This is a genomic window from Burkholderia metallica, assembly GCF_902832845.1.
Classification (GTDB): Bacteria; Pseudomonadota; Gammaproteobacteria; order Burkholderiales; family Burkholderiaceae; genus Burkholderia; species Burkholderia metallica.
Genome location: NZ_CADFDB010000006.1, coordinates 75803 through 96383, shown reverse-complemented (window position 1 = coordinate 96383; position 20581 = coordinate 75803). Strand labels below are relative to the sequence as shown.

General features: G+C 67.8%; 18 protein-coding genes. 10 read left to right on the top strand and 8 right to left on the bottom strand.

Annotated features, from left to right (window positions below; all coding sequences use genetic code 11):
• The first annotated feature begins 248 nt into the window (after positions 1–248).
• The 4 genes from metX to HWX08_RS17995 all read left to right on the top strand — a co-directional run bounded on the left by metX (position 249) and on the right by HWX08_RS17995 (position 4591).
• On the top strand, positions 249–1394 hold the full coding sequence (gene metX / locus HWX08_RS18010; RefSeq protein WP_174921881.1) for a homoserine O-succinyltransferase MetX: 1146 nt from the start codon (positions 249–251) through the stop codon (positions 1392–1394).
• The gene (gene metW / locus HWX08_RS18005) at positions 1391–1999 is read left to right on the top strand and encodes a methionine biosynthesis protein MetW (protein WP_011658215.1); all 609 of its coding nucleotides are present in this window, start codon (positions 1391–1393) and stop codon (positions 1997–1999) included. Before metX ends, metW begins: the two co-directional genes overlap by 4 nt.
• 119 nt (positions 2000–2118) lie before the next feature.
• Positions 2119–3540, top strand: a complete 1422-nt coding sequence (locus HWX08_RS18000; protein WP_174921882.1) for an AmpG family muropeptide MFS transporter — start codon at positions 2119–2121, stop codon at positions 3538–3540.
• Positions 3530–4591, top strand: a complete 1062-nt coding sequence (locus tag HWX08_RS17995; RefSeq protein WP_069257845.1) for a M48 family metallopeptidase — start codon at positions 3530–3532, stop codon at positions 4589–4591. Before HWX08_RS18000 ends, HWX08_RS17995 begins: the two co-directional genes overlap by 11 nt.
• 41 nt (positions 4592–4632) lie before the next feature.
• On the opposite strand, the gene HWX08_RS17990 is transcribed toward HWX08_RS17995, so the two are convergent.
• Positions 4633–5577: an AraC family transcriptional regulator gene (locus HWX08_RS17990; RefSeq protein WP_069257846.1), complete on the bottom strand. Its 945-nt coding sequence runs from the start codon at positions 5575–5577 to the stop codon at positions 4633–4635.
• 227 nt (positions 5578–5804) lie between these two features.
• Between HWX08_RS17990 and HWX08_RS17985 the strand changes: the two genes are divergently transcribed.
• The gene (locus HWX08_RS17985) at positions 5805–6857 is read left to right on the top strand and encodes an NAD(P)-dependent alcohol dehydrogenase (protein ID WP_174921883.1); all 1053 of its coding nucleotides are present in this window, start codon (positions 5805–5807) and stop codon (positions 6855–6857) included.
• A 129-nt stretch (positions 6858–6986) separates the two neighbouring features.
• On the opposite strand, the gene HWX08_RS17980 is transcribed toward HWX08_RS17985, so the two are convergent.
• The 5 genes from HWX08_RS17980 to gatC form a co-directional block, all read right to left on the bottom strand.
• Positions 6987–7760 carry an exodeoxyribonuclease III gene (locus tag HWX08_RS17980; protein ID WP_069257848.1) on the bottom strand — a complete coding sequence of 258 codons (774 nt, stop codon included), beginning with the start codon at positions 7758–7760 and terminating at the stop codon, positions 6987–6989.
• Positions 7761–7801: 41 nt separating this feature from the next.
• Positions 7802–8641: a polyphosphate kinase 2 family protein gene (locus tag HWX08_RS17975; protein ID WP_069257849.1), complete on the bottom strand. Its 840-nt coding sequence runs from the start codon at positions 8639–8641 to the stop codon at positions 7802–7804.
• 118 nt (positions 8642–8759) lie between these two features.
• On the bottom strand, positions 8760–10235 hold the full coding sequence (gatB, locus tag HWX08_RS17970) for an Asp-tRNA(Asn)/Glu-tRNA(Gln) amidotransferase subunit GatB (RefSeq protein ID WP_069257850.1): 1476 nt from the start codon (positions 10233–10235) through the stop codon (positions 8760–8762).
• 4 nt (positions 10236–10239) lie between these two features.
• The gene (gene gatA, locus HWX08_RS17965) at positions 10240–11730 is read right to left on the bottom strand and encodes an Asp-tRNA(Asn)/Glu-tRNA(Gln) amidotransferase subunit GatA (RefSeq protein WP_069257851.1); all 1491 of its coding nucleotides are present in this window, start codon (positions 11728–11730) and stop codon (positions 10240–10242) included.
• A gap of 69 nt (positions 11731–11799) precedes the next feature.
• A complete protein-coding gene (gatC, locus tag HWX08_RS17960) occupies positions 11800–12099 on the bottom strand; it encodes an Asp-tRNA(Asn)/Glu-tRNA(Gln) amidotransferase subunit GatC (RefSeq protein ID WP_069257852.1) in 300 nt (99 codons plus the stop codon).
• 367 nt (positions 12100–12466) lie between these two features.
• Between gatC and HWX08_RS17955 the strand changes: the two genes are divergently transcribed.
• From HWX08_RS17955 to rodA, 5 genes are all read left to right on the top strand, one after another.
• Complete coding sequence (locus HWX08_RS17955; protein WP_004189550.1) at positions 12467–13510, top strand: rod shape-determining protein; 1044 nt, start codon at positions 12467–12469, stop codon at positions 13508–13510.
• Positions 13511–13643: 133 nt separating this feature from the next.
• Positions 13644–14675, top strand: a complete 1032-nt coding sequence (gene mreC, locus HWX08_RS17950; RefSeq protein ID WP_174921884.1) for a rod shape-determining protein MreC — start codon at positions 13644–13646, stop codon at positions 14673–14675.
• Positions 14672–15184: a rod shape-determining protein MreD gene (gene mreD, locus HWX08_RS17945; protein WP_009687274.1), complete on the top strand. Its 513-nt coding sequence runs from the start codon at positions 14672–14674 to the stop codon at positions 15182–15184. The genes mreC and mreD overlap by 4 nt, the downstream gene beginning before the upstream one ends.
• A gap of 114 nt (positions 15185–15298) precedes the next feature.
• Complete coding sequence (mrdA, locus tag HWX08_RS17940; protein ID WP_174921885.1) at positions 15299–17566, top strand: penicillin-binding protein 2; 2268 nt, start codon at positions 15299–15301, stop codon at positions 17564–17566.
• Between the two features lie 11 nt (positions 17567–17577).
• Entirely contained in the window at positions 17578–18726 is a 1149-nt protein-coding gene (gene rodA / locus HWX08_RS17935) for a rod shape-determining protein RodA (protein WP_039353786.1), read from the top strand.
• A gap of 95 nt (positions 18727–18821) precedes the next feature.
• On the opposite strand, the gene HWX08_RS17930 is transcribed toward rodA, so the two are convergent.
• Both HWX08_RS17930 and HWX08_RS17925 read right to left on the bottom strand, forming a co-directional pair.
• Positions 18822–19598, bottom strand: a complete 777-nt coding sequence (locus HWX08_RS17930) for a tetratricopeptide repeat protein (protein WP_069257855.1) — start codon at positions 19596–19598, stop codon at positions 18822–18824.
• Positions 19595–20380 (bottom strand): HpcH/HpaI aldolase family protein, encoded by a 786-nt coding sequence (locus HWX08_RS17925; RefSeq protein ID WP_174921886.1) that lies wholly within the window; start codon positions 20378–20380, stop codon positions 19595–19597. The genes HWX08_RS17930 and HWX08_RS17925 overlap by 4 nt, the downstream gene beginning before the upstream one ends.
• Positions 20381–20581: the final 201 nt, after the last annotated feature.

The window sequence follows — 20581 nt, the reverse complement described above, 5'->3', positions numbered from 1 at the left end:
GGCGGTGCGCGAAATCCGCGCCCGCCGAATTCCGCTATACTTTGCCGACTTGCCGCCTCGTTGGCGGCAGGTCGGAAGCGCGCCGATTTGCTGACTCGATTGCGGGCGCGCGAACCGGCCGGGGTGTGGATGTTGTGTCCTTGTCCCGGCGGTTCACTACAAATGCGGCTAAAGAGGTCGTCAGCCGCGCATCTCCGACTCCGCGCCTCGCCGACACCATTTAGCTGCCCAGTCATAAGGCGGAATGAATGGAATCGATCGGCATCGTCGCTCCACAGACCATGCACTTCGCCGAACCGCTGCGCTTGCAAAGCGGCAGCGTGCTCGGCAACTATCAGCTCGTCGTCGAGACGTACGGCGAACTCAACGCCGCGCGCTCGAACGCGGTGCTCGTCTGCCACGCGCTCAACGCGTCGCACCACGTCGCCGGCGTCTACGCGGACGATCCGCGCAGCACCGGCTGGTGGGACAACATGGTCGGGCCGGGCAAGCCGCTCGACACCAACCGCTTCTTCGTGATCGGCGTGAACAACCTCGGCTCATGCTTCGGCTCGACGGGCCCGATGAGCATCGACCCGTTGACCGGCAAGCCGTACGGCGCGAGCTTCCCGGTCGTCACCGTCGAGGACTGGGTGCACGCGCAGGCGCGCGTCGCCGACGCATTCGGCATCGAGCGCTTCGCCGCGGTGATGGGCGGCAGCCTCGGCGGGATGCAGGCGCTCGCATGGAGCCTGATGTATCCGGAGCGCGTCGCGCACTGCATCGACATCGCGTCGACGCCGAAGCTGTCCGCGCAGAACATCGCGTTCAACGAGGTCGCGCGCTCGGCGATCCTGTCCGATCCCGACTTCCACGGCGGCGACTACTACGCGCACGGCGTGAAGCCGAAGCGCGGCTTGCGCGTCGCGCGGATGATCGGCCACATCACGTATCTTTCGGACGACGACATGGCCGAGAAATTCGGTCGCGCGCTGCGCCGCGCGGACGGCGCGCTCGACGCGTACAACTTCAGCTTCGACGTCGAGTTCGAGGTCGAGTCGTACCTGCGCTACCAGGGCGACAAGTTCGCCGACTACTTCGACGCGAACACCTACCTGCTGATCACGCGCGCGCTCGACTACTTCGATCCGGCGAAGGCGTTCGACGGCAACCTGACCGCCGCGCTTGCGCAAACGCAGGCGAAATACCTGATCGCGAGCTTCTCGACCGACTGGCGCTTCGCGCCCGCGCGTTCGCGCGAAATCGTGAAGGCGCTGCTCGACAACAAGCGCACGGTCAGCTACGCGGAGATCGACGCGCCACACGGCCACGACGCGTTCCTGCTCGACGACGCGCGCTATCACAACCTGATCCGCGCGTATTACGAACGAATCGCCAACGAGGTGGGTGCATGAACCAGCAAGCGCTGAATTCCCTGTCCGCGCGCGCGGACTTCCGCACGATCGCGCGCTGGGTCGAGCCGCGCTCGACCGTGCTCGACCTCGGCTGCGGCGACGGCTCGCTGCTCGCGCTGCTGATGGAGGAGCTCGACGTGACCGGCTACGGGATCGAACTGAACGACGCGGGCGTGCTCGCGAGCGCGAAGAACGGCATCAACGTGATCCAGCAGAACCTCGAGGACGGCCTGCGCCTGTTCGAGGATCACAGCTTCGACATCGCGATCCTGTCGCAGACGCTGCAGACGATCCACCAGACGGCCGCGATCCTGCGCGAGACGGCCCGCGTCGGCCGCGAATGCATCGTGTCGTTCCCGAACTTCGGCTACTGGCCGCACCGGCTGTCGGTGCTGAACGGCCGGATGCCGGTGTCGAAGGCGCTGCCTTACCAGTGGCACAACACGCCGAACGTCCGGGTGCTGACGATCGAGGATTTCGAGGCGCTCGCGCCCGAAGTCGGCGTGACGATCCTCGACCGCGTCGTGCTGCACGAAGGCCAGCCGATTCGATGGGGAGCGAACTGGCGTGGTAGTCTTGCTGTCTACCGCGTCAAGCGCAGCTGAGCCGGGGAGCCGTTGACGGACGCAGACGGCCCGCACGCACGTGCGGCCAAGCCGCTGCGCGCCCCGCGCCGCCGCCCGCGCTGCCGCCGCAATCAGTCAACGCTACCCAGTTCCAGTCCATGTCGAAAACGCCACACGAGGCGCCCGCACTCACCGCTCACGAGGATCACCCCGGCTGGCGAGCCTATCTGAACACGCACATGCTGATCTGCGTGTTCCTGGGCTTCACGTCAGGTCTGCCCCTCTTCACGCTCGTCTATCTGGTGCAGGCATGGCTGCGCTCCGAGGGCGTGAACCTGAAGGAAATCGGCCTGTTCGCGCTGATCCAGTTCCCGTATACGTGGAAGTTCCTGTGGGCGCCGCTGATGGACCGCTACATCCCGCGCCTGCCCGGCTGGCGGCCGGGCCGCCGGCGCGGCTGGCTGCTGCTCACGCAGGTGCTGGTCGCGGGCGCGATCGCCGCGCTCGGGTTCGTGTCGCCGCGCGACTCGATCTGGACGGTGGCCGCGCTCACCACGCTCGTCGCGTTCTTCGGCGCAAGCGCCGACATCGTGATCGACGCGTATCGCCGCGAGCTGCTGCGCGATACCGAGCAGGGCCTCGGCAACGCGGTGCACGTGAATGCCTACAAGCTCGCCGCGCTGATCCCCGGCTCGCTCGCGCTGATCCTGTCCGACCACCTGCCGTGGGACGTCGTGTTCGCGGTCACCGGCGCATTCATGCTGCCCGGCATCCTGATGACGCTCGTCGTGCGCGAGCCCGAAGTGGTCGGCGCGCCGCCGCGCAACCTGCGCGACGCGATCGTGCTGCCGTTCCGCGAATTCATCCAGCGCGACGGCTGGGCCGGCGCGCTGCTCGTCATCGCGTTCATCTTCCTGTTCAAGATCGGCGACACGATGGCTACCACGCTGTCGACGTCGTTCTTCCTCGACATCGGCTTCACGCGCACCGAGATCGGCATCGTCGCGAAGACCACCGCGCTCGTCGCGAGCGTCGCCGGCGGCATCATCGGCGGCGTCTGGCTCGTGAAGATCGGCATCGGCCGCGGGCTGTGGATCTTCGGCGCGCTGCAGATGGTGTCGACGCTCGGCTTCGCATGGCTCGCGCAGCTCGGCCCCGGTTCGCCCGTGCTCGCGATGCTCTACGACTTCACCGTATCGACGAGCCACGCGATCGCGTCGGCGCTGTCGGTGTTCGGCATCGCCGTCATGCCGCAATTCAGCCCGATGACCGTTGCGCTCGCGATCGTCTACGGCGCCGAGACCTTCACGACCGGCCTGACGATGGCCGCGTTCGTCGCGTACATCGCAAGCACGACCGACCCGCGCTATACGGCCACGCAGTTCGCGCTGTTCACGAGCCTCGCGTCGGTGCCGCGCACGCTCGCGTCGGCCGCGAGCGGCTTCGTCGTCGCGAAGATCGGCTGGTTCGACTACTTCCTCGTGTGCACCGCGCTCGCGATTCCCGGCATGCTGCTGCTGTTCAAGATCGCGCCGTGGAACGGTGCCGCGCGCAACGGCGAGGCCAGTCGTGCGCAGTAACCGCCTGCGCCGCTTCGCGCACGTTGCGGCTTCGTTGAGCGTCGGCGCCGCCGCGCTCGCCGCGGGGTTCGCGCATGCAACCGACGCCGGCGCATCCGCTGCGACGGCCACGGGCGCCGCACCGGCCGCGGCCCCGGCGTCACCGCCCGCGACGTCGACGCCCGCCGCTGCCGCCCAGCCGGCCGCCGCGGAACCCGCGCAGCCGACCGGCGCCGCCGTATCGACGAAGGCTTATGCGCAGACGCCGCAGCAGGTCCGCTTCGGCGACGCCATCGCCTTTCGCACGCTGATCCCGTCGCCGCTGCTCGAGCAACTCACCGCGAGCGAATACGCACAGATCGTGCAGACGGCCGCCGACAGTAACCGCCTGCTGCCCGCGAGCCAGCCGCGCGTGAAGCGCTTGCGCGCGATCGTCGCGAAGCTCGCGCCGTATTCGGTGAAATGGAACGATCGCGTCAAGAGCTGGGCGTGGGACGTCAACGTGATCCGCTCGCGCGACATTCGCCTGACCTGCCTGCCGGGCGGCAAGGTGCTCGTGTACGGCGGCCTGCTCGATCGCGTCCGCCTGAACGACGACGAGCTCGGCGTGCTGCTCGCGCACGGCATCGCGCATGCGCTGCGCGAACACGCGCGCAGCAACTTCAGCGCGACGTCGCAGACGTCGCTGCGCGCGGCCGCGCTGCCGCCGCTGTTCGGCGTCGGCGACCCGCTGCCGCAGGTGCTGAACCTCGGCGAACGCCTGCAGTCGCTCCACTACAACGCGACCGACGAAACCGAAGCCGACGTGATCGGCGGCGACATCGCCGCACGCGCGGGCTTCGATCCGCGCGCGGCGATCACGCTGTGGGACAAGCTCGCGGCCGCGACACGCGGGAACAAGGCGACGGGCTTCATCTATACGCACCCGTACAGCACCGCCCGCCGCCAGGATCTGCTGAACCGCCTGCCGGATCTCATGCCGCTGTACGCAAAGGCGGTGGGCAAGCGCGTCGACGCGCTCCCCGACTACGCGGGCATCAGCGCACAGCGTCGCAAGGTCGTGCGGCGCTGAGCGCCGCGCACGGCCGATCGCCAAGCAGCCACGCCGCCGCGCTACGCATCCGCATCCGCCGCGACCGGCCGCGCGCCGCTCTCGCGCATCCAGCGCACGTCGTCACCCGGGCTGCGGCCGAACAGCCGCTTGAACTCGCGGCTGAACTGCGACGCGCTCGCATAGCCGACGCGCGCGGCTGCCGCGCCGGCACCGACTCCGTCCTGCACCATCATCAGCCGCGCCTGGTGCAGCCGCGCGGCCTTCACGTACTGCATCGGCGACGTCGCCGTCACGTGCTTGAACTGCGCATGGAACACCGCGAGGCTCATCCCGGCCTCGCGCGCGAGCGTCTCGACGTCGAGGTCGGCCTTCAGGTCCGCATGGATGCGCCGCAGCGCCTTCGCGATGCGGCCGAAGTGATGCTGCTGGACGAGCGCCGCGCGGATCGCGTCGCCCTGTTCGCCCGTCAGCACCCGATAGGCGATCTCGCGCATGATCGCGGGGCCCAGCACGCGCGTGTCGTGCGGCGACGCGAGCGCTTCGAGCAGCCGCACGACCGCGTCGGCGAGCGGCGCGTCGAGCGGCGTCGAATACACGCCGGCCGGCTCGCTGGCGGCCGCGCCGAGCGTCTCGTCGAGCAGGATCGCGAGCTCGGCGATCACCGCGAGATCGATGCGGATCGAGATCGCGAGAAACGGCTCGTCCTGGCTCGCGAAGGTCTCGCACTCGAACGGCAGCGGCACCGACAGCACGAGATACTGCTGCGCGTCGTACACGAACGAGCGCTCGCCGAGATAGCCGAGCTTGCGCCCCTGGCATACGACGACGATGCTCGGTTCGTACAACACGGGCATGCGCGGCGCCGGACGGCTCACGCGGATGAAGCGCACGCCGTCGAGCGCCGCAAGCGTGTCGCCCTCGTTCGGCGCGAGGCGCGTGTGCAGCTCGATCATGCGGCGCTGCATCCGGTCGCCCGTGTCGGCGAAAAGGGGCTGGAAGCTCATCTGCGTCGTCCTGTCCGGCAAGAGAATCTGGCTCGCAATGTAGCACCTTGAGCGTGTTTTGACGGCTGTTCGCATGCAGTTCGAGAGGAATAGGCAAATCTTCGAGACCTTCGTGTATTTCGCTGCGGCGCCGCGCTCCTTACGATGACGTCCTGCCTCGCCGCATCGCCACATGGTGCGACGGCAGTCTGTTTCGCCGGATGTTTTCCGGACAAGGAGCCCATCGCATGAGCACAACCTATGCCTACGCGGCGACCGATTCGCAGTCGCCGCTCGCCCCGTTCGAATTCCAGCGTCGCGCGTTGCGCGACCTCGATGTCCAGATCGACGTCCTCTACTGCGGCGTCTGCCACTCGGACCTGCACCAGGCGCGCAACGAATGGCGCAACACGATCTATCCGGTCGTGCCGGGCCATGAAATCGTCGGCCGCGTGACCGCGACCGGCCCGCAGGTCTCGCGCTTCAAGGTCGGCGAGCTGGTCGGCGTCGGCTGCCTCGTCGATTCGTGCCGCACCTGCGCGAGCTGCGAGGAAGGTCTCGAACAGTATTGCGAGAACGGTTTCGTCGGCACCTACAACGGCCAGGATCGCGTGACGGGCGACATCACGTTCGGCGGCTATTCGACGCAGCTCGTGGTCGACGAGGCGTTCGTGCTGCGGGTGCCCGAGTCGCTCGACGCGGCCGGCGCCGCGCCGCTGCTGTGCGCGGGGATCACGACCTACTCGCCGCTGCGGCAGTGGAACGTCGGCCCCGGCAAGAAGGTCGGCATCGTCGGGCTCGGCGGCCTCGGCCACATGGGCGTGAAGCTGGCGCGCGCGATGGGGGCGCACGTCGTGCTGTTCACCACGTCGCCGTCGAAGATCGAGGACGGCAAGCGGCTCGGCGCGCATGAAGTGGTGATCTCGAAGGACGAAGCGCAGATGAACGCGCACCTGAACAGCTTCGACTTCATCCTGAACACGGTCGCCGCGCAGCACGACCTGAATCCGTTCCTGAACCTGCTGAAGCGCGACGGCACGATGACGCTGGTCGGCGCGCCGGAGCACGACCACCCGTCGCCGCAGGTGTTCAACCTGATCTTCAAGCGCCGCCGCCTCGCGGGCTCGCTGATCGGCGGGATCGCGGAAACGCAGGAAATGCTCGACTTCTGCGCGGCGCACGGGATCACGTCGGACATCGAAACGATTCCGATGCAGCAGATCAACGCGGCCTACGAGCGGATGCTCAAGAGCGACGTGAAGTACCGGTTCGTGATCGACATGGCGTCGATCAAGCAGTAAGCGTCGACGGCGGCATGCAGGATCGCCGCCCCGAAAACACGGCGGGCCGCATGTCGACATGCGGCCCGTTCTGCATCCCGCGACCGGATGGGCGGTTCGGCAGCTGCGCGCGCGGCGCAGCGCCGGATCTCACTTCTTGTAGTCGTAGTCCACCGTCAGCGGCGCGTGATCGCTGAACTTGATGTCCTTGAAGATCGACGTGCTTTTCGCGGTGCCGGCCACGCCCGGCGTCGCGATCTGGTAATCGATCCGCCACCCGACGTTCTTCGCATACGCCTGGCCGCGGTTGCTCCACCACGTGTACTGCTCGGGGCGCGGGTCGAGCGTGCGGAACACGTCGACGTAGCCGACATCGTCGAACAGCTGCGTGAGCCATGCGCGCTCTTCCGGCAGGCAGCCCGAGTTCTTCTGGTTGCTCTTCCAGTTCTTGATGTCGATTTCCTTGTGGACGATGTTCACGTCGCCGCACAGGATCACCTCGCGCTTCTTCTTCAGCGCGGCGAGGTGCGGCATGAATTCGTCCATGAAGCGGTACTTCGCCTGCTGGCGCTCCTCGCCGCTCGAGCCGGACGGCACGTACACCGACACGACCGACAGCTTCCCGTAGCGCGCCTCGACGTAGCGCCCTTCGGCATCGAACTCGCTGCTGCCGAAGCCGATGATCACGTCGTCGGGCTCGTGACGGCTGTACACGCCCGCGCCGCTGTAGCCCTTCTTCGCGGCGTGGTGAAAATAGCTCTTGTAGCCGTGCGGCTCGACGAATTCGGCCGGCAGGTCGTCGGCCGAGACCTTGATTTCCTGCACGCACACGCAATCGGCGTTCTGCTCGCCGAGCCAGTCGAAGAAGCCCTTCTTCGCGGCGGAGCGGATGCCGTTCAGGTTGGCGGTAATCACTCGCATCATGTCGGATTCCGTTCAGTTCGATGTTTTTACAGGGTGGCAGCTTAACGGATCTTCACGCCTTCGAGCTCGGGCTTCGGCGGCGGGAATTCCAGCTTCATGTCGGTCATCGTGCGCAGCAGCAGCTCGGCGATCATCACGTTGCGGTGCGTCTTCGAGTTCGCCGGGATCACGTACCACGGCGCATGCTCGGCCGACGTCGCGGCGAGCGCGTCGCGGTAGGCCGACTGGTATGCATCCCAGTGCTTGCGCGCGTCGAGGTCGGAGATGTCGAACTTCCAGTGCTTGGTCGGATCGTCGATGCGCGCCTGCAGCCGCTCGCGCTGCTCGTCCTTCGAGATGTGCAGGAAGCACTTGACGATCGTCGTGCCGTTCTCGACCAGCATCGTCTCGAAATCGCGGATCTGCCGGTAGCGGCGCTCGCACTCCTTCGCGTCGATCAGGTCGAGCACGCGCGGCACGAGCACGTCTTCATAGTGGCTGCGGTTGAAGATCGCGAGCTCGCCCGCGGCCGGCACCTGCGCATGCACGCGCCACAGGAAGTCGTGCGCGGCCTCGATCGGCGTCGGCGCCTTGAACGACACGACGCGCAGGCCGAGCGGATCGACCTCGCGGAACACCGCGCGCACGGTACCGTCCTTGCCGCTGGTATCCATCCCCTGCAGCACGAGCAGCACGCGCTTCTTCTGCTGCGTGTGCAGGCGTTCCTGCTGCACGTCGAGTTCGGTCGACACGGCCGACAGCCGTTCGCGGTCGGCCTCCTTCGAACCGGACGAAAACGGCTTCGCGGCCGGGTCGAACGCATCGAGCGTGAATGCGGCGGCTTCCTTCTCGCGCGTGCTGTACGGCACGCGGAAATCGTCGAGCGACGGTTGTTTCGCCATTCGTTCCTCCGTTGGACGCTGTGGTGCATACGATAACGCATCCACCAAACGCAACGGGCCGCCCCGAACTAGTTCGGAGCGGCCCGTCGTCAAGCGCGGTTCAGGCGCGCGGTCATGCTCAGCCGAGCTTCTTCTTCAGCAGTTCGTTGACCTGCTGCGGATTGGCCTTGCCCTTGGTCGCCTTCATCGCCTGGCCGATCAGCGCGTTGAACGCTTTCTCCTTGCCCGCGCGGAATTCCTCGACCGACTTCGCGTTCGCCGCGAGCACCTCGTCGATGATCGCTTCCAGCGCGCCGGTGTCGGAGATCTGCTTCAGCCCCTTCGCGTCGATGATGCGGTCGGCCGCCCGTTCGTCGTCCGCCTTCTCGTCCCAGATCGTCGTGAAGATTTCCTTCGCGATCTTGTTCGAGATCGTGCCGTCGGCGATGCGCTGCAGCACGAGCGCGAGCTGCGCGGCCGACACGGGAATCGCGTCGATCTCGATGCCGTCGCGGTTCAGCTGCGACGAGACGTCGCCCATCAGCCAGTTCGCGGCGATCTTCGCGTTCGCGGCGCCCGCCTTCGCGACCACGGCCTCGAAGTACGCGGCCATCGCCTTGCTCGACGTCAGCACGCCCGCGTCGTACGCGGACACGCCGTATTCGTCGACGAAGCGCTGCTGCATCGCGGCCGGCAGCTCGGGCATCCCGGACTGCACGCGCTCGATCCAGTCCTGGCCGATCACGAGCGGCATCAGGTCGGGGTCGGGGAAGTAGCGGTAGTCGTGCGCGTCTTCCTTGCTGCGCATCGAACGCGTCTCGCGCTTGTCCGGATCGTAGAGGCGCGTTTCCTGCACGACTTCGCCGCCGTCCTCGATCAGCTCGATCTGGCGGCGCACTTCGTAGTTGATCGCTTCCTCCAGGAACCGGAACGAGTTCAGGTTCTTGATTTCCGCGCGCGTGCCGAACTTCTCCTGGCCGACCGGGCGCACCGACACGTTCGCGTCGCAGCGGAACGAGCCTTCCTGCATGTTGCCGTCGCAGATGCCGAGCCACACGACGAGCCCGTGCAGCGCCTTCGCGTAGGCCACGGCCTCGGCCGCGCTGCGCATTTCCGGCTCGGTGACGATTTCGAGCAGCGGTGTGCCCGCGCGGTTCAGGTCGATCCCCGTCATCCCGGCGAAGTCTTCATGCAGCGACTTGCCCGCATCTTCCTCGAGGTGCGCGCGGGTCAGGTTGACCGTCTTCTCGTACGCGGGCTTGCCGGCCTTTTCGTTGGCGGGCACCTGGATCGTGATCTGGCCGCCCTGCACGACCGGAATCTCGTACTGGCTGATCTGATAGCCCTTCGGCAGATCGGGGTAGAAATAATTCTTGCGCGCGAAGATGCTGCGCGGCGCGATGGTCGAGCCGATCGCGAGGCCGAAACGGATCGCGCGCTCGACCGCGCCGCGGTTCAGCACCGGCAGCACGCCCGGCAGCGCCAGGTCGACCGGGCACGCCTGCGTGTTCGGCTCGGCGCCGAACTGCGTCGATGCGCCCGAGAAAATCTTCGAGACGGTCGACAGCTGCGCGTGCGTCTCCAGACCGATAACGACTTCCCATTGCGTAGTCATGTGCTTACACCCCCGCCGGAACTTGCTTGTGCCAGCCGGTCGCGCGCTGGAACGCGTCGGCGACCTGCAGCATCCGGGCTTCGTTGAAATAGTTGCCGATGATCTGCAGGCCGACCGGGCGCTTCGCGTTCGCGCCCGCGCCGAAGCCGCACGGCACGCTCATGCCGGGCAGGCCGGCAAGGCTCACCGACAGCGTGTAGATGTCCGCGAGATACATCTGCACGGGATCGTCGCCCTTCGAGCCGAGATCCCATGCGACCGTCGGCGACGCCGGGCCCATGATCACGTCGCACGACTTGAACGCTTCCTGGAAATCGTTGGCGATGATGCGGCGGATCTTCTGCGCCTGCAGGTAGTACGCGTCGTAGTAGCCGTGCGACAGCACGTACGTGCCGACCAGAATGCGGCGCTTCACCTCGGGGCCGAAGCCTTCCGCGCGCGACTTCTTGTACATGTCGAGCAGATCGCCGTACTGCGCGGCACGGTGGCCGAAGCGCACGCCGTCGAAACGCGACAGGTTCGACGACGCTTCGGCCGGCGCGATCACGTAGTACACGGGGATCGACAGTTCCGTCTTCGGCAGCGACACCGGCACGAGCGTCGCACCGAGCGCTTCGTATTGCTTGAGCGCCGCGTCGATGGCCGCGCGCACGTCGTCGGCGAGACCGTCGCCGAAATACTCGTTCGGCAGGCCGATGCGCAGGCCGGCGAGCGGCTTGCCCGCATCGTTGCCGGCCGCCCACGGCTGGCCGATATGACGCGTGAAATCCTCGTCGTCGCGCTCGAGGCTCGTCGAGTCGCGCTCGTCGAAGCCGGCCATCGCGTTCAGCAGCAGCGCGCAGTCGGACGCGCTCTGCGCCATCGGGCCGCCCTGGTCGAGCGACGACGCGAACGCGATCATCCCGTAGCGCGACACGCGGCCGTAGGTCGGCTTGATGCCCGTCACGCCCGCGAACGACGCGGGCTGGCGGATCGACCCGCCGGTGTCGGTGCCGGTCGCGGCCGGTGCGAGGCGCGCGGCGACGGCGGCCGAGCTGCCGCCCGAGCTGCCGCCCGGCACCGCGTTCGTGTCCCACGGGTTCTTCACCGCGCCGAACGCCGAATTCTCGTTCGACGAGCCCATCGCGAACTCGTCCATGTTGGTCTTGCCGAGCGTGACCATGCCGGCCGCCTGCAGGCGGGCGACGACGGTCGCGTCGAACGGGCTCTCGTAGTTCGCGAGCATCTTCGAGCCGGCGGTCGAGCGCCAGCCGCGCGTGACGAACACGTCCTTGTGCGCGATCGGCAGGCCGGTGAGCGCCCCGCCCGCGCCGCGCGCGAGCGCCGCGTCGGCCGCTTTCGCCTGCGCGAGCGTCAGGTCGGCATCGACGTGGACGAACGCGTTCAGGTCGCTGGCCGCTTCGATCCGTTTCAAATAGAGCTGCGCGAGCTCGACGGCCGAGCATTCCTTGGCGGCGAGCGCGGCGCGCAGTTCGGTCAGGCTTTTTGCGTGCATTGAGTGGTTTTCCTGGGAATTCTGGGTGGCGCGCGGCGCGAAGGCGGCGGCGCGCTTGTCATCGAATGCTTACTCGATCACCTTCGGCACGAGATAGAGGCCGTCCTGGACGGCCGGCGCCGGGCGCTGGTTGTCGTCGCGATGGACGACTTCCGTCACGGCGTCGTCGCGCAGGCGCTGCGCGACTTCCTGGATCTGTTCGATCGGGTGGGCGAGCGGCGCGATGCCGGCGGTGTCGACCGCCTGCATCTGCTCGACGAGGCCGAAGAGATCATTGAGCTGGCCGAGCATGTGCTCGGCGTCGGCGTCGGCCATTTCGAGTCGCGCCAGGTGCGCGATGCGTTTCACATCGGTCAGGGTCAGGGCCATGCGATCACCGGAAAAACAAGGCTGCGCAGCGCATCGGATACAGCGCTGCGGCGGGGGGTTGGAGGGTGCGATCCCACCCTCAAAAATCGGGGCCGAAGCGGCAAAAATACCGCCCGTTTCGATTCAAATACCGTGAAATTATAAGGTATCATTACGCGTTCGACCCAAACCCGGCAGCCTTTTCCCGCACCGTTTCGCCCCGCTTCGGCAAGCCGTGCGTGCTTCGTGCGATCCCCGGTAGACATCACTCGCAGCTTCGTGCGCCGCGGCGGCCGCTTCCGCCACGCTTCCCGAGGCTGTTATTTTTTCCGCTGCCGCCCTCAGCGTTCGCTATGCAGGGCCGGCCCAGAGCGAAACAGGATTCTGAATGTTCGGTTTTTTGCGCAGCTACTTCTCCAACGATCTCGCGATCGACCTCGGCACCGCAAACACCCTGATCTACATGCGCGGCAAGGGCATCGTGCTCGATGAGCCGTCCGTCGTGTCGATCCGCCAGGAAGGCGGGCCCAACGGCAAGAAGACGATCCAGGCAGTCGGCAAGGAAGCCAAGCAGATGCTCGGCAAGGTGCCGGGCAACATCGAGGCGATCCGCCCGATGAAGGACGGCGTGATCGCCGACTTCACCGTCACCGAGCAGATGATCAAGCAGTTCATCAAGACGGCCCACGAGTCGCGCATGTTCTCGCCGTCGCCGCGCATCATCATCTGCGTGCCGTGCGGCTCGACCCAGGTCGAGCGCCGCGCGATCAAGGAAGCCGCCCACGGCGCCGGCGCGTCGCAGGTCTACCTGATCGAAGAGCCGATGGCGGCCGCGATCGGCGCGGGCCTGCCGGTGTCGGAAGCCACCGGCTCGATGGTCGTCGACATCGGCGGCGGCACGACCGAAGTCGGCGTGATCTCGCTCGGCGGCATCGTGTACAAGGGTTCGGTGCGCGTCGGCGGCGACAAGTTCGACGAGGCGATCGTCAACTACATCCGCCGCAACTACGGGATGCTGATCGGCGAGCAGACCGCCGAAGCGATCAAGAAGGAAATCGGCTCTGCGTTCCCGGGCTCCGAAGTCAAGGAAATGGAAGTGAAGGGCCGCAACCTGTCGGAAGGCATCCCGCGCAGCTTCACGATCTCCAGCAACGAAATCCTCGAAGCGCTGACCGATCCGCTGAACCAGATCGTGTCGTCGGTGAAGATCGCGCTCGAACAGACGCCGCCGGAACTCGGCGCCGACATCGCCGAACGCGGGATGATGCTGACGGGCGGCGGCGCGCTGCTGCGCGACCTCGATCGTCTGCTCGCGGAAGAAACCGGCCTGCCGGTGCTCGTCGCGGAAGATCCGCTCACCTGCGTCGTGCGCGGTTCGGGCATGGCGCTCGAGCGCATGGACAAGCTGGGCAGCATCTTCTCGTACGAGTGATCGTCTAGGAAAAGCAGTCCCGTTTGATATGACGCACCCGCGGCGTGGCCGGATCGCTCGTTCAGAACGAACCGCCACGCCGTTTGCGCGTCTGAGCATTATTTAACCGATCGCCACGCGCCCGGCGCCGACCATGGAATACAGTCCGCCGCCCCTCTTCAAGCAAGGTCCGCCCGCGCTCGCGCGGCTCATCTTCTTTGTTGCCCTCGCCATCGCGCTCCTCGTGTCGGACGCGCGCTTCAACACGCTCGAAATCGCGCGCGGCGTGCTCGGCACCGTGCTCTATCCGCTGCAGCGCGCCGCGCTCGTGCCGCGCGACCTGTTCATGGGCGCGGCCGACATCGCGGTCACCGGCGCGTCGCTGCGCCACGAGAACGACGACCTGCGCAAGCGCAACCTGCAACTGTCCACGCAGGCCAACCAGGCCGCCGTGCTCGCGCAGGAGAACGCGCATCTGCGCGCGGTGCTCGAGCTGCGCCAGCACATCGCGACGCAGTCGACGCCGGTCGAGATCCAGTACGACACCAGCGATCCGTTCACGCAGAAGATCGTGATCGGCCAGGGGTCGCAGCAGGGCATCCAGGACGGCGCGCCCGTCGTCAGCGAGGACGGCGTGGTCGGCCAGGTCACGCGCGTCTTCCCGCTGCAGTCCGAAGTCACGCTGGTCACCGACCGCGATCTCGCGATTCCCGTGCAGGTGCTGCGCACCGGCCTGCGCAGCGTGATCTACGGCACGCCGAAGGGCGACTCGCTCGACCTGCGCTTCGTGCCGACCAGCGCGGATCTCGTCGTCGGCGACGAGCTCGTCACGAGCGGCCTCGACGGCGTCTATCCGCCCGGGCTGCCGGTCGCGAAGGTCGTGCGCGTCGACAAGCTCGCCGATACGGCGTTCGCGCGCGTGACCTGCGCACCGGTCGCCGCCGTGCGCGGCGCGCGCCAGATGCTCGTGCTGCACTACCAGAACGACGTCCCGCCGCGCCCGGCCGAGCCCGATCCGGCCGCCGACAAGAACGCGAAGGGCAAGAAAGGCGCGAAAGCCGCCGCGAAGGGCGAAAAAGCCGAGAAGGGTGACAAGGCCGACGCGAACGCGAAGCCGGCCGCGCCGGCCAAGCCCGCCGCCACGCCCGCGAAACCTGCGGCCGGCCAATCAGGAGCCCAGCGATGAATCGCCCGCAATACATCCTGCAGCCGGTCAACCCGTACTTCATCGTCTTCAGCCTCGCCGCCGCGTTCCTGCTGAACCTGATGCCGTGGGGCCGCCTGCCCGGCGTGCCCGACTTCGTCGCGCTCGTGCTGCTGTTCTGGAACATCCACCAGCCGCGCAAGGTCGGGATGGGCGTCGCGTTCGCGCTCGGCATCCTGATGGACGTGCATGACGCGGGGCTGCTCGGCGAGCACGCACTCGCCTACACGCTGCTGTCGTACGGCGCGATCACGATCCATCGCCGCGTGCTGTGGATGCCGATCGGCGTGCAGGTGCTGTACGTCACGCCGCTGCTGGTCGTCGCGCAGCTCGTGCCGTTCGTGATCCGCCTCGTGATGGGCGCCGCGTTCCCCGGCTGGCGCTACCTGGTAGACGGCTTCGTCGAAGCCGCACTGTGGCCGATCGCGAGCCATCTGCTGCTGATGCCGCAACGCCGTCCGGTCGATCCGGACGATACGCGCCCGATCTGAGCGAAGAGCCCGCCTTGAATACCCGCCGCCTCCCCGCCCGCCGCGCGCCGCGCTCCGGGGCGGCACCTCGCCCGCACCCGCACGTCGTGCGCGGGCCAGACTGCACCTGACCGCATGACCGAATTCAACGACACCCAACAGCAGCTCTCGAAGTTCCGCCTGCGCGTCGCGGCGGCGGGCGTGTTCGTGTTCGTCTGCTTCGGGCTGCTCGCGAGCCGCTTTTTCTACCTGCAGTTGATGCAGCACGGCAAATACGCGCTGCAGGCCGAGGAAAACCGGATCTCGGTCGCGCCGATCGTGCCGAACCGCGGGATCATCACCGACCGCAACGGCGTGATCCTCGCGAAGAACTACTCGGCGTACACGCTCGAGATCACGCCGTCGAAGCTCGACGACACGCTCGACAACACGATCGACAAGCTGTCCGAGATCGTCCCGATCGACGCACGCGACCGCCGCCGCTTCAAGAAGCTGCAGGAAGACTCGAAGAACTTCGAGAGCCTGCCGATCCGCACGCGGCTCACCGACGCGGAAGTCGCGCGCTTCACCGCGCAGCGTTTCCGCTTCCCCGGCGTCGACGTGCGCGCGCGGCTGTTCCGGCAATATCCGCTCGGCACGACCGCCGCGCACGTGATCGGCTACATCGGCCGGATCTCGAAGCGCGACCAGGATCGCATCGACGCGATGAGCGACGACAACGACAGCGACCCGGAAAACTACGATCCGCGCCGCGACGCGAACAACTACAAGGGCACCGACTACATCGGCAAGATCGGCGTCGAGCAGAGCTACGAGACCGAGCTGCACGGGCTGACGGGCTTCGAGGAAGTCGAGGTGACGGCCGGCGGCCGGCCGGTGCGCACGCTGTCGCGCACGCAGGCGACGCCCGGCAACAACCTCGTGCTGTCGCTCGACATCGGGCTGCAGCAGGTCGCCGAGCAGGCGTTCGCCGGCAAGCGCGGCGCGCTCGTCGCGATCGAGCCGAAGACGGGCGACGTGCTCGCGTTCGTGTCGTCGCCGAGCTTCGACCCGAATTCGTTCGTCGACGGCATCGACCAGCAGACCTGGGACGAGCTGAACAACTCGACCGACAAGCCGCTGCTGAACCGTCCGCTGCACGGCACCTACCCGCCCGGCTCGACGTACAAGCCGTTCATGGCGCTCGCCGGCCTGACGCTCGGCAAGCGCACGCCGGGCTGGGGCTTCCAGGATCCCGGCTACTTCACGTTCGGCGGCCACACGTTCCGCAACGACGTGCGCTCGGGCCAGGGCTGGGTCGACATGAACAAGGCGATCATGGTGTCGAACGACACCTACTTCTACATGCTCGCGCGCGACCTCGGCGTGAACGCGATCGCGAACTTCATGAAGCCGTTCGGCTTCGGCCAGATCACCGGGATCGACATCCAGGGCGAGGCGCGCGGGATCCTGCCGTCGACCGACTGGAAGAAGAAGGCGTTCAAGAAGGCCGCGCAGCAGAAGTGGTTCGACGGCGAGACGATCAGCCTAGGGATCGGCCAGGGCTACAACTCGTTCACGATCCTGCAGCTCGCGCACGCGACCGCGACGCTCGCGAACAACGGCGTCGTGATGAAGCCCCACCTCGTGAAGGAGGTCGAGGATCCGATCACGCGTGGGCGCCGCCTGACCGTGCCGAAGGAAAGCGAGACGATCCCGCTCAAGCAGGCCGACATCGACGTCGTGAAACGCGGGATGGAGAACGTGATCGAGAACCCGTCCGGCACCGCGTACAAGGTGTTCCGCGGCGCGCCGTACCTCGCCGCCGGCAAGACCGGTACCGCGCAGGTGTTCTCGCTGCAGGGCTCCAACTACAAGGGCCACCTGCTCGCCGAGCACCTGCGCGACCACGCGCTGTTCATCGCGTATGCGCCGGTCGACCATCCGCAGATCGCCGTCGCACTGGTCGTCGAAAACGGCGGCTGGGGCGCGCAGGCCGCCGGCCCGATCGCGCGCCGCGTGCTCGACTTCTATCTCGTCGACCGCCAGAACCCGCAGAACGAGGCCGCTGCCGTGGCCGCCGCGGCGTCGGCGACCGAACCCGTCAACGCGCCGGTGATCGGCGACGCGAACAAGCCCGCCGCCGTTGCGGCCGGCTTCACCGCGCTGCCGCAGCCGGTCGTGCCGACCGCGGCCAGCGCGGCGGAAGCGGCATCGGCCTCGGCGGCCTCCAATGCGTCGGCTGCCGCCGCGCCGCCCGCCAGCGCCGCGGCGCCGATGGCCGCGAGCCTGCCGCCGATCCGGCGCCCGCACCGGCCGCGCCGCCCCGCCGGCGACACGCAGCCGCTCGTCGCCGCGCCGCGCGACGACAACCACCGTGCGACGGCCCCCGCGAAGGCGGCGGACGCCGGCACCGCTCATTAACGGAGAAAGGCATGCAATTCGACAAGCGCGCCTGGCTCGACAAGATCAAGCAGATGTTCGCGGGTTTCGACCGCCCGCTCGCCCTCATCGTGTTCCTGCTGCTGTGCGTCGGCATCGTCACGCTGTACAGCGCGGCGATCGACATGCCGGGCCGTGTCGAGGACCAGTTGCGCAACATCCTGCTGACGTTCGTGCTGATGTGGGTGATCGCCAACATCCCGCCGACGACGCTGATGCGCTTCGCGGTCCCGCTCTATACGTTCGGGGTCGCGCTACTGGTCGCGGTCGCGCTGTTCGGGATGACCAAGAAGGGCGCGAAGCGCTGGCTGAACGTCGGCGTCGTGATCCAGCCGTCGGAAATCCTCAAGATCGCGACACCGCTGATGCTCGCGTGGTACTACCAGCGCCGCGAAGGCGGGCTGCGCTGGTACGACTTCATCGCCGCGTTCGGGATCCTGCTGGTGCCGGTCGGGCTGATCGCGAAGCAGCCCGACCTCGGCACGGGCCTGCTCGTGTTCGCGGCCGGCTTCTTCGTGATCTACCTCGCCGGCCTGTCGTTCAAGCTGATCGTGCCGGTGCTCGTCGCGGGCGTGATCGCGGTCGGCTCGATCGCCGTGTTCGAAGAGCGCATCTGCCAGCCGGAAGTGCAGTGGCCGCTGATGCACGATTACCAGAAGCACCGCGTGTGCACGCTGCTCGACCCGACGTCCGACCCGCTCGGCAAGGGCTTCCACACGATCCAGGCCGTGATCGCGATCGGCTCGGGCGGCGTGCTCGGCAAGGGCTACCTGAAAGGCACGCAGGCGCACCTCGAATTCATTCCGGAGAAGCACACCGACTTCATCTTCGCGGTGTTCTCCGAGGAATGGGGGCTCGTCGGCGGGCTCGTGCTGCTGACGCTGTACATGGCGCTGATCGCGCGCGGGCTCTATATCGCCGCACAGGGCGCGACGCTGTTCGGCCGCCTGCTCGCGGGCTCGCTCACGCTCGCGTTCTTCGTCTATGCGTTCGTCAACATCGGGATGGTGAGCGGCGTGCTGCCGGTCGTCGGCGTGCCGCTGCCGTTCATGAGTTACGGCGGCACCGCGCTCACGACGCTCGGCATCGCGATCGGGATGATCATGAGCGTCGGGCGGCAGCGGCGGCTGATGAAGAGCTGACCGCGGCATGCACCGCACCACGAGAAACGGCGCCCCGGCGCCGTTTTTTGCGCCCGCGCATGCCGGACGCGGCCGCGCGGCGCGACGGGCGTCGCTCACTGTGGCGGTGCGTGCGACCCGCCCGGCGCCGCGCCGGCGCCCGACGCCGGCCCCTGCGCCTTCAGCCGCGCGCTCAGTTCCTTGAATTTCAGCCCGGCCGTCTCGTCGCCCTGGGCGGCGGCCGCCGCGTAATACGCGCGCGCGATGTTCAGGTTCTGCGTGACGCCGTCGCCACCGCGCTCGTAGAACGACGCGGTCACGTACTGCGCGGTCGGCTCGCCCGCGTCGGCGGCCTGCTTGTACCACGTGAACGCCTGCCGGTTGTCGCGCGGCGTGCCGCGCCCGTCGAGGAACTGGTTCGCGAGCGACAGCTCGGCCTGCACGTGCCCCTGCCTGGCCGCCCGCAGAAACCAGCGATGGGCTTCGGCCGGATTGCGCGCGACGAACTCGCCGTCGTCGAGCATCCGGCCATACACGTACTGCGCATGCGACATGTTCGCGTCGGCCGCGCGCCTCAGCCAGCGCAGCCCTTCGTCGACGTTCGCCGTCACGCCTTCGCCCGTCAGCAGCATCATCGCGTAGTTGAATTGCGCGAGACGGTCGCCGCGCTCGGCCGCGTCGTGGAACTGCACCAGCGCCGCGCGATAGTCGCCGGCGTTGTAATCGGCGACCGCCGCTTGCGTCTCGCGCGACGGATCGGGCTTCGCCTGCGGCGCGCCCTGCGCGGCCGCCGCGAGACACACCCACCACAACCCGAGCATCGCGCCCACCCGCCCGCGCACCCGGCCCCCACCCTGCGCCCGCCCGCGGCGTACGCCGTCGCCACCGTTCATGACCGTACCTCCTGCAGCGCCTGCCGCGTCGCGCGCAACAGCCAGCTCACGTCGGCCGACAACGTGATCATCCGGTAGCCGGCCTCGCGATACTGGCGCGCGGCCGCCGTATCGCCCGCGAAGATGCCGACCGCGACGCCGGCCTGCCTGCCGGCCGCGAGCACGCGCGCCATTGCGGTTTCGACGTCCGGGTGACGGATGTCGCCGAGATGCCCGAGGCTCGCCGCGAGGTCGGCCGGCCCGACGAACAGGCAGTCGACACCGGGCAACGCCGCGATCCGCTCGACTTCGTCGACGGCGCGCGCCGATTCGATCTGCACGATCACCGCTACCTGCGCATTCGCCGTCTGCAGGTAGTCGCGGCGCATCCCGAACGCCGCCGCGCGCACCATGCCCGCGACGCCGCGCAGCCCGTCCGGCGAGTCGGGCGACGGAAAACGCGTGAGCCGCACCGCATGCGCGGCCTCGTCGGGCGTCTCGATACACGGGAACATCAGCGTGCGCGCACCGGCATCGAGCGCGCGCTTCACGAGCCACGGCTCGCGCGCCGGCACGCGCACGACGGGTTCGCTCGGCAGACGGGCGGCGGCGATCGCGCGCAGTTGCGATGCAACATCGCGGCTGTCGTTCGGTGCGTGCTCCATGTCGATGCACAGCCAGTCGTAGCCGGCATGCGCGAGCGCTTCCGCGGCCGAGTCGCAGCCGAGCGACAACCACAGTCCGTACAGCGGCTCGTCGCCGTCGCGCAGGCGTTGCTTGAGGGAATTGGTGAGCGTGCTCATCGATACGGCCTCCGGGACGGAACGGCAATCGAACGGGACAAGCAACGGGCGAAGCGGAGCGCGACACGCCGCGCGGCGAAGCACGGCGGCGCCAGGAGCGGGCCCTGGAACCTTGGTCGGCCGTGGGCGGCCGATCTGACAACACGTGACGCGCGACGGCGGGCGGCCGCGATTTTCGGCGCCACGCAACGATCATAGCGC